Raw genomic sequence first — 12,549 nt, forward strand, 5'->3', positions numbered from 1 at the left:
GGGATGTCACCAGGTCCGAGGCAGGATGGGAGCAATGCTCGATCCCTACTCGGAGGAGTCGAAGTGCTGTTCGTAGCGCTGGCCATCCTGTTCAGTCTCGCCGTCTCCGGTGTGGTGGTCCTCTACGTCGCCTACCCCCACCGGGGTGAATCGGTTCCGGTCGTCCCGTGGCTGGGGGACGCGATGGCGAAGGCCGCCGACGCCGCGCCCGTGATCGAGGACGACGAGCGCGACCTGCTCCGCCTGCAGTGACGTTCGCCTGATTGGATGGGCCCCATGCAGGAATGGCTCTATCTCGTCATCGGTGTCGCCGTCATCGGCGTGCTCGCCGTCGCTGGCTTCGTCACCACGCGGGTCCGCGGCCGCGGACTCCCGGAGGATGCGTCGAGCGACGTCATCGCCCGCCCGACGCCGAGCGTCGAGCCCGATGGGGCCGCCGCGCCGGAGACCGTCGAGGTCGAGGCGCCTCTGGAGCCTGCCGCGCCGTCCCTCGACATCCCGGAGAAGTCCGGGTCCCGTCTGGTCCGGCTGCGCCAGCGCCTCGCCGGGTCGAACGCACTCGGGCGCGGGCTGCTCGGCCTGCTCAGCCGCGAGAAGCTGGACGAGGACACCTGGGAGGCGATCGAGGACCTGCTGATCAGTGCCGACATCGGTGTCGCCCCGACGCAGGAGCTCGTCGAGAAGCTCCGGACCCGGCTCCGGATCGAGGGCGGTCAGGTCCCCGACGCCCGCGCCGTGCTGCGTGAGGAGCTCATCGACCTCGTCGACCCGTCGATGGACCGCGCCCTCAAGGTCAGCGGTGAGGGCGGTGCCCCGGGCGTGGTCCTCGTCGTCGGCGTCAACGGCACCGGCAAGACCACGACCGTCGGCAAGATCGCCCGGATCCTGGTCGCCGACGAGCGCACAGCCCTGTTGGCCGCCGCGGACACCTTCCGCGCGGCCGCGGCCGACCAGCTCACGACCTGGGGTGAGCGCGTCGGCGTCGAGGTCGTCCGTGGGCCCGAGGGCGGCGACCCGGCCAGCATCGCGTTCGACGCGGTCAAGCAGGGCATGGCGAGCGGCGTGCAGACCGTCGTGGTCGACACCGCCGGTCGACTCCAGAACAAGCAGGGCCTGATGGACGAGCTCGGCAAGGTCAAGCGGGTCATCGAGAAGCAGACCCCCGTCACCGAGGTGCTCCTCGTGCTCGACGCGACCACCGGCCAGAACGGCCTGATCCAGGCCAAGGTGTTCTCCGAGGCCGTCGACGTCACAGGCATCGCGCTGACCAAGCTCGACGGCTCCGCCAAGGGCGGCATCGTCATCGCCGTGCAGCGCCAGCTCGGCGTCCCGGTGAAGCTGGTCGGACTGGGAGAGGGCCCCGACGACCTGGCACCGTTCGACGCCGCCGCGTTCGTCGACGCACTCCTGAGCTGAGCTGGTGGTCGGCCTGCGTCATGGCGACGTAACGCCCGCAGGAGAGTCGTTACACGGCTGAAACACGACGCCGCGCGCGTCGAAATCAAGCCCCAGCAGTGTTCGGGGCATGGAAAACGGCTACTACACCTGGATGCTGGTGTCGGCCTCGATGGTCCTGCTGATGACGGCGCCCGGTCTGGCGTTGTTCTACGGCGGGATGAGCCGCACCAAGTCGGTCCTCAACATGATGATGATGTCCTTCAGCGCCCTCGGCGTGGTCGGCATCGTCTACGCCCTGTGGGGCTGGTCGATGACGTACAGCACGACGTACGGCGACGTGGACGGCACCACCGGCAAGGAGTTCGCGAAGCTCTTCTCCGATCCGTTCAACCAGTTCGGGCTCGAGAAGACGCTGCCGGACAACTACGTGTTCGTGGCCTTCCAGCTCACCTTCGCGGTCATCACCGCGGCCCTGATCAGCGGCGCGGTCGCGGACCGGTTGAAGTTCTCGGCCTGGCTGGTGTTCCTGCCCATCTGGGTGACGCTGTCCTACTTCCCGCTCGCCCACCAGGTGTGGGGCGGCGGATTCCTCAGTGGCGTCGAGGGCGGTCTGGCCGACCTCCTGTTCTCCGGCCCCGAGGGTGCCGAGTTCGCGCCGATCGACTACGCCGGCGGCACGGTCGTGCACATCAATGCCGGTGTCGCCGGTCTGGTCCTGGCCCTGCTCGTGGGCAAGCGGATCGGCTTCGGCAAGGAGCCGATGAAGCCGCACAACCTGACGTTGACCATGATCGGCGCCGGCCTGCTGTGGTTCGGCTGGTTCGGCTTCAACGTCGGCTCGATCGTCAACCTGGACGACTACACGACCGAGACCGGCCTGGTCTGGCTCAACACCACGCTCGCCACCTGCGCAGCGATGATGGGCTGGCTGCTGGTCGAGAAGCTCCGTGACAGCAAGTGCACCTCGCTGGGTGCCGCCTCGGGCGTCGTCGCCGGCCTGGTCGCGATCACCCCGGCCTGCGGCAACCTCGTTCCGTGGAGCGCGATGGTGCTCGGCCTGGTCGCCGGTGGTCTCTGCGCGCTGGCGGTCGGCCTCAAGTACAAGCTCGGCTACGACGACTCCCTCGACGTCGTCGGTGTCCACCTCGTCGGTGGCCTGGTCGGCACCGTGGGTGTCGGCTTCCTCGCCTCGAACAGCGGCGGACTGCTCACCGGGGGCGGCGCGGAGCAGCTGGTGGTCCAGGTGGCCGTCGCGCTCTACGCCATCGTCTGGTCGGGCATCGCCACCCTCGTCATCGGTCTCGCCCTCAAGTACACGATCGGGCTGCGGCTCGACGAGGAGGACGAGGTCGAGGGCATCGACTTCATCGAGCACGGCGAGTCGGCCTACGACTTCGGCACCGGCGGCGGAGCCCGCCGTGCCTCGGTCCTCACCCCCACCGCAACCGAGAGGTAGAGCCCATGAAGCTGGTCACGGCGGTCATCAAGCCGCACAAGTGGGAGGACGTCCGCGAGGCACTGGAGACCTTCGGCGTCACCGGGATGACGGTGAGCGAGGTCAGCGGCTACGGCCGTCAGAAGGGCCACACCGAGGTCTACCGCGGCGCCGAGTACGACATCGCGCTCGTGCCCAAGATCCGCATCGAGATCGTGGTGGACGACCCGGACACCGAGGACATCGTCGGGATCATCACCAAGACCGCCCACACCGGCCGGATCGGTGACGGCAAGGTCTGGGTGAGCCCGATCGAGACCGTCGTCCGGGTCCGCACGGGAGACAAGGACACGGCCGCGATCTGAGTCCGCTCGCCGTACCCGGTCCGCCGTGACCGGGTGCGGGGAGGGCTCATTCACCGTCGTGTAACGCGCCACGGAAGACCTGTTACACGCCGGTAACAATGCGACCGCACAGTTTTCGGATGCCTGAACTGTTCCTGCCTCCTGCCGTGGTGACCGCCGCCGCCAGCACCGACGTGAGCACCGCCGCCGGTGACACGGCCTGGCTGCTCGCCGCCTCGGCCCTCGTCCTGCTCATGGCTCCGGGCCTCGCCCTGTTCTACGGCGGCATGGTCCGCTCCAAGAGCGTCCTCAACATGATCATGATGGTCTTCGGTGCCCTCGCCGTGGTCATGGTGGTGTGGGTCCTGGTGGGTTACTCGATCGCCTTCGGCGACGACCTCGGTGGTGGCCTCGTCGGTGACCCGACGCAGTACGCCGGGTTCCGGGGCATGCTCGAGCCGGATCCCGACGCGGCGTACCCGATCAGCCTCTTCGCGGCCTTCCAGGGCCTCTTCGCGGTGATCACCGTCGGCCTGATCGCCGGTGCGATCGCGGACCGCACCCGTTTCGGCACCTGGCTCCTCTTCGCCGGCCTGTGGACCGTCCTGGTCTACGCGCCGGTTGCGCACTGGATCTTCGACTTCAGCTCCGGTGAGCACGTCGGCGGCTGGATGGCCAACGAGCTCGGCGCCCTCGACTTCGCCGGTGGCACCGCGGTCGAGATCAACTCCGGTGCGGCGGGCCTCGCGGCCGCCCTCGTCCTGGGCCGCCGCGTCGGTTTCGGCCGGGAGCCGATGAAGCCGCACAACCTGACCCTGGTCATGCTCGGCGCCGGCCTGCTGTGGTTCGGCTGGTTCGGCTTCAACGCCGGCTCGGCCCTCGCGGCCAACAACACGGCCGCGATCGTCTTCGTGAACACGCTCCTCGCCGGGTGCACGGGCCTGCTGGCCTGGCTCGCGGTCGAGCGCTTCCGCGACGGCCACGCCACCTCGTTCGGTGCCGCCTCCGGCGTCGTCGCCGGACTGGTCGCGATCACCCCGTCGTGCGGCTCGGTGACCCCGATCGGCGCCATGGCGGTCGGTCTCGTCGCTGGTGCGATCTGTGCGCTGGCCGTCGGCCTGAAGTACCACTTCAAGTACGACGACTCGCTCGACGTCGTCGGCGTCCACCTCGTCGGTGGCCTGGTCGGCACGATCCTGATCGGCTTCCTGGCGTCGTCGTCGGTGACCAGCGTCGACGGCCTCTTCTACGGCGGCGGTGCCGACCAGCTCGGCAAGCAGCTCGTGGCGGCCGGGGCGACCCTGGCGTACTCCTTCACGGCGACCGCGCTGCTGGTGTGGCTGCTGGAGAAGACCATCGGCTTCCGGGTCGACCCGGACCACGAGGTGGCCGGTGTGGACCTCGTGATCCACGCCGAGACGGCGTACGACCTGAACATCACCGGCGGTGCCCGCCCCCATTTCGGCCCCGGTACTGGAAGCATGCACTCATGAAGCTCATCAGCGCGGTGGTGAAGCCACACAAGTGGGAGGACGTCCGGCAGGCCCTGGAGTCCGTCGGTGTCAATGGCATGACGGTCAGCGAGGTCAGTGGTTACGGTCGCCAGAAGGGGCACACCGAGGTCTACCGGGGTGCCGAGTACGACATCGCGATGGTGCCGAAGGTGCGCATCGAGATCGTTGCCGACGACCACGACGTGGAGCAGATCGTCGAGACGATCACCAAGGCTGCGCAGACCGGCAAGGTCGGCGACGGCAAGATCTGGGTGACGCCCGTGGAGTCGGTCGTGCGCGTGCGCACGGGCGACACCGGTTCGTCCGCGGTCTGACGCGGGACCGGGCCGAACCAGAAGATGACCGCCGCTGATCGCGTCACCCGTACTTCTGCGATTGACGCCCTCTGCGGCAAGGCGTACGACGACGCGGGCGGCCCCGACAGCGGGGTCGCTCTCGTCGCGGTCGGTGGCTTCGGTCGTGGTGACATGGCGCCCTTCTCCGACCTCGACGTCGTCCTCGTCTCGGCCGACGGAGTCGCCGAGGAACGGGGGGAGTGGTGGACCGAGTTCGCGGGACAGGTCTGGTACCCGCTGTGGGACTCCGGGGTGAAGCTGGACCACTCGGTTCGCTCGCTGCCCGAGATGCTGACCGCGGCCGAGAACGACGTCCGGGTGGCCTCCGGGCTGCTCGACGTGCGGCACGTCGCCGGCGACTACAGCCTGGCCATCCAGCTCCGCACCACGATCCTGGCGCAGTGGCGGCGCCAGGCCCGGTCGCGGCTGCCGGAGCTGCGCGAGATGGTGCTCAGCCGGCACCGCCTGGTCGGTGAGCTCGCCCACCTGTCGATGCCGGACCTCAAGGAGTCGGAGGGCGGCCTGCGAGATGCCACCGTTCTCAAGAGCCTGACCGCGACCTGGTTGGTCGACGTGCCCGCGGCCGACCTCGAGCGATGCCGGATGCAGCTGCTCGACGTGCGCGACGTCCTGCACGAGGCGGCCGGCCGGGCGACCGACCGGATCGCGCCGGAGCACTGGGGCCTGCTCGCCGAGGGCCTCGACCTGGCTGACGAACGCGCTGCCCAGCGTCACGTCCGCGAGCTCGGGCGTCGACTGACCCACCTGTCCCGGCTCGCCTGGCGACGCACGGACGACGTCCTGCGCCGCACCCCCGCCACCAAGCCGCGCCGTCCTGAGCTGGACCGGATCGCGCGGGGGGTGGCGCTGTCCAAGGGCGAGGTCGTCCTCGACAAGGGCGCCCGACCGGGATCCGACCCGGTGCTGCTGCTCCGCGCGGCCGCCGAGGCCGCGACGCGCGACGTGGTGCTGGCGCCGCCCACCGCCGCCCGCCTGGTGCGGGAGTGTCCGCCGCTGCCGAATCCCTGGCCCGACGAGGCGCGTCAGCAGATGGTGCGCCTGCTGGCCGCCGGTCCCGGTCTGCTCGGAGTCTGGGAGACCCTGGAGGAGACCGGTGCCCTGGACCGGATCCTGCCCGAGTGGGAGCGGATCCGGCTGCTGCCCCACGCGTCGGTGATCCACCGCTTCACCGTCGACCGACACGTCGTGGAGACGTGCGTCGAGGCCGCCGCCCTGATCAGGGGGGTGTCGCGCCCCGACGTCCTCGTCGTCGCCGCGCTCCTGCACGACATCGGCAAGGGCGGTCTCACCGAGCACAGCGTCGCCGGTGCACCGATCGCCCGGGAGATCGCCACCCGGATGGGGTTCGCGCCCGACGAGGTCGACCTGATCAGCCAGCTCGTGCGCTGGCACCTCCTGCTCGCCGAGATCGCCACCACCCGCGACCCCGACGACCCGGCCACCCTCGACGCACTCACCGAGCACATCTCCACACCCGAGGCGCTGGCGCTGCTGGCGGCGTTGACCGAGGCGGACGCCAAGGCCGCCTCGCCCAAGGCGTGGTCCTCGTGGCGGGCCGGGCTGATCCTCGACCTCGCTCGACGCGCCCGGGTCCAGCTCGAGCAGGGGACCGTGCCGCCGCCGTTCAGCGTCGAGGAGATCGAGGTCCCCGAGGTCACTCTGGCCGGCGGCATCTCGATCACCGTCGACCAGGTCGGCGACGGCGCGCGCGTCACCACGGTGGCGCCGGACCGCGTGGGCCTGCTCGCCGACGTCGCGGCGATGTTCGCCCTGCGGCGGGTCGTCGTCCGCGCGGCACGGATCTGGTCGCAGGGGGAGTTCGCGGTCTCGGTCTGGGACGTCGCCGACGACTTCCACGACGCACGCGCGCTGCGCGACCAGCTCGAGGCGATCACCGCACGCCGGGTCGAGCCCGCCACACGGCTGGCTCCCCGTGACCTCGTCGTGGGCGGCCTGGCTCCCACCGTCGTCGTACGCCCCGAGGCCAGCGACCACGCGACCGTCATCGAGGTCCGGGCCGCCGACCGGGTCGGGGTCGTCTATCTCGTCAGCTCCGCACTCGCTGCGATGGAGGTGACGGTGCGTTCCGCGCACGTCTCCACCCTCGGCCCCCAGGCGGTCGACGTGTTCTACGTCCAGGAGGCATCCGCGGGCGCCCTGTCCGAGACGCGCGCCGCCGAGGCGGCCCACGCCGTGCGCGAGGCGATCACCGGCTCCTGAGCCGGGTCGGCGCTGGTCAGCAGCAGCGCGACTGCGGGCGGTGCTCCCGCTCGTCGGCCCGGTGACGCTCCCAGGCCCTGCGGCTGATCGGCTCGGTGCCCTCGGTGGCGCACCGGGCGGCGTACTCGTCCCAGCGCGCCTCGCCGGTCATCTCGCGGACGTACCACCGCACGCCCCGCCAGACCCGGAGCACCGCACTCATCGGGGACTCCCCGAGAGCTGCGACTCCTCCCACTCCCGCTGCGCCGCCTTCTCCTCCGCCGTGGCGAAGAAGTCGGCCGGCGCCACGATCTTCGACGGCGTCGCGGGAACCTCGGTCGTGGGCAGGCTGCCGGCGCGCACTGCCCGGACCCACACGACGAGGGCGTTCGCGACCACGACGATGACGAGCACGGCGAAACTCAGCTGGAGCACGCCGTTGGTCGTCGAGTTCGTGATGACCTGGTCCATCTGGCCGACGTCCTTGGCCGGAGCCAGCACCTCGCCGGCATCGCGGGCGTCGCGGTAGCGGTCGGCCTGGGCGAAGTACCCGATCGCGGGATTGTCGGAGAACACCTTCTGCCACGACGCGGTCATCGTGGTGACCAGGTCCCACACGAGCGGGACCAGCGGGACCCACACCCAGCGCGCCTTGCCGTGCTTGAGCATCAGCGTCACGCACAGGCACAGCGCGATCGCGGCGAGCAGCTGGTTGCTGATGCCGAACAGCGGGAACAGCTGGTTGATCCCGCCGAGGGGATCGGTCACGCCGACGTAGAGCATGTAGCCCCACGCGGCGACGACGACGGCGCTGGCACCCCACGCGGCGGGCTTCCAGGACGTGTCGCCGAAGCGCGGCCAGAAGTTGCCGATCGTGTCCTGGAGCATGAAGCGGCCGACCCGGGTGCCCGCGTCGACGGCGGTCAGGATGAAGAGCGCCTCGAACATGATCGCGAAGTGGTACCAGAAGGCGGCGAGCCCGCCGCCGAACGCATCGGTGAAGATCGTGGAGATGCCGACCGCCAGTGTGGGGGCACCTCCCGTCCGCGAGACGAGGCTGGGTTCCTGGACGGCCGCAGCCGCCTGGGTGAGGGTGTCGGGGGAGATGGTGAAGCCGAGCGTCCCGACGAACTCCGCGGCGGAGGCGGCCGTGCCGCCGGTGGCGCCTGCCGGGCTGTTCATGGCGAAGTAGAGGCCCTGGTCGATGACGCAGGCGGCGATGAGGGCGCTGATCGCGACGAACGACTCCATCAGCATGCCGCCGTAGCCGATCATCCGGACCTGGCCCTCCTTGGCGATCATCTTCGGGGTGGTGCCCGAGGAGATCAGCGCGTGGAAGCCGGACAGCGCGCCGCACGCGATGGTGATGAAGACGAACGGGAAGAGCTTGCCGGCGAACACCGGCCCGTCGCCGTCCAGCGCGAAGCTCGTGACGTCCTCGTTCTGCAGGGCCGGTCGCGCGAGCAGCAGGCCCACGGCGAGGAGCACGATCACGCCGACCTTCATGAAGGTCGAGAGGTAGTCGCGCGGGGTGAGGAGCATCCAGACCGGCAGGACCGAGGCGATGAAGCCATAGACGATCAGGCAGATCGTGAGGGTCTCGTGGGACAGGGTCAGGGTCTCACCCAGGCCGGTGTCGTCGATCCAGCCGCCGACGATGATCGCGAGCAGCAGCAGGGCGACGCCGATCGCGGTCGTCTCGCTCACCCGACCGGGGCGCAGGTAGCGCAGGTAGAAGCCCATGAAGAGAGCGATGGGGATGGTCAGGCCGATCGAGAAGACGCCCCACGGGGACTCGGCGAGGGCGTTGACGACGACCAGGGCGAGGACGGCCAGGATGATGATCATGATCGCGAACACCGCGATCAGGGCGGCCGTGCCACCGATCACGCCGATCTCGTCGCGCACCATCTGGCCCAGGCTCTTGCCGTCGCGGCGCATCGAGAAGAACAACACCATCATGTCCTGCACGGCGCCGGCCAGGATCACCCCGACGATGATCCAGATCGTCCCCGGGAGGTAGCCCATCTGCGCCGCGAGGACCGGCCCGACGAGCGGTCCGGCCCCGGCGATGGCCGCGAAGTGGTGTCCGAAGAGCACCCGGCGGTCGGTGACGTCGTAGTCCTGACCGTTCTCGAGCCGTTCGGCCGGGGTGGCCCGGGTGTCGTCGACCCCGAGCACCCGGTTCGCGATGAAGCGGGCGTAGAACCGGTAGGCGATCGCGTACGACGCCAGCGCGGCGAACAGGATCCAGAGCGCCGACACCTCCTCCCCGCGGGACAGGGCGAGCACCGTCCAGCAGACCGCACCGACCAGGGCGATGCTGCCCCAGAGTGCAATGCCGGCCGGTGTGAACCGGCGGCGCGGGCCACCGGGGCGTCGTACGGATGTGGTGGTCGCCATGTGGATCCTCCTTGACCCGGCGGGGTGCCCCCGATGGCACTCCCGACCACTGCGCAGGTGCTCAGCCCCAGCGCAGTACCCTCGGACGTCCACCGCAGACGTCGGGCCTGAGGGCCCGCACGGCTACGATCGGTGTTCGAAGACTTCACTTCCACCGACGAATCCGACGAATCCGACGAGGACGCAACGCTCTTGTTCGCCACACTTTCCGATCGCCTGACCGCGACCTTCAAGAACCTGCGCGGCAAGGGACGGCTCTCCGAGGCCGACATCGACGCCACCGCCCGGGAGATCCGGATCGCGCTGCTCGAGGCCGACGTCGCTCTGCCGGTGGTCAAGGACTTCGTGGCCGCGGTCAAGGAGCGCGCCCGCGGCGTGGAGGTCAGCGGTGCGCTGAACCCCGCGCAGCAGGTCGTCAAGATCGTCAACGAGGAGCTCGTCACCGTCCTCGGCGGCGAGACCCGCCGCCTGCGGTACGCCAAGACCGGGCCGACGGTGATCATGCTCGCCGGCCTCCAGGGCGCCGGCAAGACGACCCTCGCCGCCAAGCTCGCCCTCTGGCTCAAGGAGCAGGGCAAGACGCCGATGCTGGTCGCCTGCGACCTCCAGCGGCCCAACGCGGTCCAGCAGCTCCAGGTCAATGGCGAGAAGGTCGGCGTGCCGGTCTTCGCGCCGGAGGCGGGCAACGGCGCGGGTGACCCCGTGGCCGTGGCCCGGGCCTCGATCGAGGAGGCGAAGCGCAAGCTGCACGACGTCGTCATCGTCGACACCGCGGGTCGCCTCGGTGTCGACACGGAGATGATGTCGCAGGCCATCGGGATCCGCGACGCGGTCCAGCCCGACGAGGTCCTCTTCGTCGTCGACGCGATGATCGGCCAGGACGCGCTGACGACCGCGCAGGCCTTCCTCGACGGTGTCGGGTACGACGGCGTGGTCCTCACCAAGCTCGACGGCGACGCCCGCGGTGGCGCCGCCCTGTCGATCCGCCAGGTGACCGGCCGACCGGTGATGTTCGCCTCCACCGGCGAGAAGATGACCGACTTCGACGTCTTCCACCCGGACCGGATGGCCTCGCGCATCCTGGACATGGGCGACGTCCTGACCCTGATCGAGCAGGCCGAGAAGGCCTTCGACCAGGACGAGGCGATGCGCGCCGCCGAGAAGCTCACCGGCGGCGACTTCACCCTCGACGACTTCCTTGCCCAGATGCAGCAGCTGAAGAAGCTGGGCTCGATGACCAGCATCCTCAAGATGCTCCCGGGCATGGGTCAGATCCGGGACCAGCTCGAGAACTTCGACGAGCGCGAGATCGACCGCGTCGAGGCCATCATCCGCTCGATGACGCCGGCCGAGCGCGCCAACCCGAAGATGATCGACGGTTCGCGCCGGGCCCGCATCGCCAAGGGTTCGGGCCGTGCGGTCTCCGACGTCAACGGTCTGGTCGACCGTTTCTTCGAGGCCCGCAAGATGATGATGCAGATGGCCCGCGGCGGCGGCATGCCGGGCATGCCCGGGATCCCCGGCATGGGCGGACCGGGCGGCGGCAAGCGCGTCACCCAGAAGCAGAAGCAGAAGGCGAAGAGCAAGGGCGGCCAGCGTCGCTCGGGCAACCCCGCCAAGGCCGCGCAGGAGGCGGCTGCTGCCAAGGAGAAGGCCGACCAGGCGACGCCGAACCCGTTCGGCATCGGCGAGGACGTCGACTACGAGGCCGCGGCCGAGAACCTGCAGCTGCCGAAGGACTTCTCGAAGTTCCTGAAGTGACCTGCCCGTGACGACCATGGAGCGGGCGCGCCGCCTGTCGCTCGAGCGGCCGGACGGACCCCTGCCCTGCCCGATCTGCGTCGCCGAGGTCAAGGGCGCCAACCTGGAGCGCCACCTCGCCAAGACCCACGCCGGGGGACTCGAGGCGGCGGCGCACGGGTCCCGCTGGGGTGGCCGGGAGCGGGTCGGGTCGCGTCGACTGCTCGGTCTGGCGATCCTCGGGGCGATCGCTGCGGCGGCGTACACCGTGATGTCGGGCAAGGAGGACGACCGGATCATCATCGGCTCGGGCCTGTTGCTGGCGACGTCCATGATCGTCTGGGCTGCGGTGGCCTGGGGTGCTCCGCTGTTCCCGGGACGCCTGCGGCTCGACGCCCACGGCGCACTGCTGCGGCACTCGTTCGGCCTGGGCCGTCGCCGGCTGCGCTCGCTCGACGGTGTCGTGCTGGGCAGCGCCTGGGAGAGCCGCCCGTCAGGGAACTCCGGCAACGACGACAGCTACGCCAGCGTCGATGCCCGCATCGGAACCTACCTGCAGCTGCGTGCTGGCCGTCGCCGGATCACGGTCCACTGCCGGGCAGGCGGCTCGGTGCGCTCCACGTGGTCGGGGTGGACGCAGGGGCCACGTCGCAAGCGCCTCGACATCACCCTCGACCGGCGACAGTTCGTCGCGCTCCAGCTCGCGCTCTGGGAGCTCGGCCTCCTCCAGCCGCGGACCGCGGCCGGCGGTGGGACGACCCGACCGTGAGACCCGCCGGGAGCGTCCTGGTGGTCGACGGCGCGAACGTCGTCGGTGCTCGCCCGGACGGCTGGTGGAAGGACCGCGCAGGCGCCGCCCAGCGACTCCACGAGCAGCTCCTCGTCGCCGACATCGAGTACGACGTCGTCGTCCTCGTCCTCGAGGGGCAGGCCAAGGGCGGGGTCCGTGCCGGCCGGGACGCCCACGTGCAGACGGTGCACGCGGCCAGGGACGGCGACGCGACGATCGTCGCGGAGGCACGCAGGGCCGCCGAGAGGGGCGGCCGCGTGGTCGTGGTCACCGCCGATCGCGCGCTGGACGCACGCGTCCACGGGGTCGGGGCGACGACGCTGTCGCCGACCTGGCTGATCTCGAGGCTCTGAGCCGGGTAGTTTCCTCA

At 70.3% G+C, this 12,549-nt stretch carries 12 protein-coding genes; 10 read left to right on the forward strand and 2 right to left on the reverse strand.

Annotation, left to right across the window (positions count from 1 at the left end; genetic code table 11):
- Window positions 1-63 precede the first annotated feature (63 nt).
- From ASE01_RS11955 to ASE01_RS11985, 7 genes are all read left to right on the forward strand, one after another.
- Window positions 64-252, forward strand: coding sequence for a hypothetical protein (locus ASE01_RS11955; RefSeq protein WP_056751497.1), 189 nt, complete (start codon window positions 64-66; stop codon window positions 250-252).
- Window positions 253-276: 24 nt separating this feature from the next.
- Window positions 277-1,416 carry a signal recognition particle-docking protein FtsY gene (gene ftsY, locus ASE01_RS11960; protein ID WP_056751500.1) on the forward strand — a complete coding sequence of 380 codons (1,140 nt, stop codon included), beginning with the start codon at window positions 277-279 and terminating at the stop codon, window positions 1,414-1,416.
- Window positions 1,417-1,525: 109 nt separating this feature from the next.
- Complete coding sequence (locus ASE01_RS11965; RefSeq protein WP_056751503.1) at window positions 1,526-2,854, forward strand: ammonium transporter; 1,329 nt, start codon at window positions 1,526-1,528, stop codon at window positions 2,852-2,854.
- A gap of 5 nt (window positions 2,855-2,859) precedes the next feature.
- Window positions 2,860-3,198, forward strand: coding sequence for a P-II family nitrogen regulator (locus ASE01_RS11970; protein ID WP_056751506.1), 339 nt, complete (start codon window positions 2,860-2,862; stop codon window positions 3,196-3,198).
- A gap of 119 nt (window positions 3,199-3,317) precedes the next feature.
- Complete coding sequence (locus ASE01_RS11975; protein ID WP_082606000.1) at window positions 3,318-4,670, forward strand: ammonium transporter; 1,353 nt, start codon at window positions 3,318-3,320, stop codon at window positions 4,668-4,670.
- On the forward strand, window positions 4,667-5,005 hold the full coding sequence (locus ASE01_RS11980; protein WP_056751510.1) for a P-II family nitrogen regulator: 339 nt from the start codon (window positions 4,667-4,669) through the stop codon (window positions 5,003-5,005). The genes ASE01_RS11975 and ASE01_RS11980 overlap by 4 nt, the downstream gene beginning before the upstream one ends.
- Before the next feature lie 24 nt (window positions 5,006-5,029).
- Entirely contained in the window at window positions 5,030-7,267 is a 2,238-nt protein-coding gene (locus tag ASE01_RS11985; RefSeq protein WP_056751513.1) for a [protein-PII] uridylyltransferase, read from the forward strand.
- 16 nt (window positions 7,268-7,283) lie between these two features.
- Here the strand turns inward: ASE01_RS11985 and ASE01_RS11990 are convergent, their stop codons facing one another.
- Together ASE01_RS11990 and ASE01_RS11995 are read right to left on the reverse strand one after the other, a co-directional pair.
- Window positions 7,284-7,469, reverse strand: a complete 186-nt coding sequence (locus tag ASE01_RS11990) for a YbdD/YjiX family protein (protein ID WP_056751517.1) — start codon at window positions 7,467-7,469, stop codon at window positions 7,284-7,286.
- A complete protein-coding gene (locus ASE01_RS11995; RefSeq protein WP_056751521.1) occupies window positions 7,466-9,649 on the reverse strand; it encodes a carbon starvation CstA family protein in 2,184 nt (727 codons plus the stop codon). The genes ASE01_RS11990 and ASE01_RS11995 overlap by 4 nt, the downstream gene beginning before the upstream one ends.
- A gap of 192 nt (window positions 9,650-9,841) precedes the next feature.
- On the opposite strand from ASE01_RS11995, the gene ffh reads away from it, so the two are divergent.
- The 3 genes from ffh to ASE01_RS12010 are packed head-to-tail and all read left to right on the forward strand — an operon-like array spanning window position 9,842 to window position 12,532.
- The gene (gene ffh, locus ASE01_RS12000; protein ID WP_056752195.1) at window positions 9,842-11,410 is read left to right on the forward strand and encodes a signal recognition particle protein; all 1,569 of its coding nucleotides are present in this window, start codon (window positions 9,842-9,844) and stop codon (window positions 11,408-11,410) included.
- 7 nt (window positions 11,411-11,417) lie between these two features.
- A complete protein-coding gene (locus ASE01_RS12005; RefSeq protein WP_056751524.1) occupies window positions 11,418-12,158 on the forward strand; it encodes a hypothetical protein in 741 nt (246 codons plus the stop codon).
- Window positions 12,155-12,532, forward strand: coding sequence for an NYN domain-containing protein (locus tag ASE01_RS12010; RefSeq protein ID WP_056751528.1), 378 nt, complete (start codon window positions 12,155-12,157; stop codon window positions 12,530-12,532). The genes ASE01_RS12005 and ASE01_RS12010 overlap by 4 nt, the downstream gene beginning before the upstream one ends.
- Window positions 12,533-12,549 lie beyond the last annotated feature (17 nt).

The organism is Nocardioides sp. Root190, assembly GCF_001428565.1.
In the GTDB taxonomy this organism is placed as follows: domain Bacteria; phylum Actinomycetota; class Actinomycetes; order Propionibacteriales; family Nocardioidaceae; genus Nocardioides.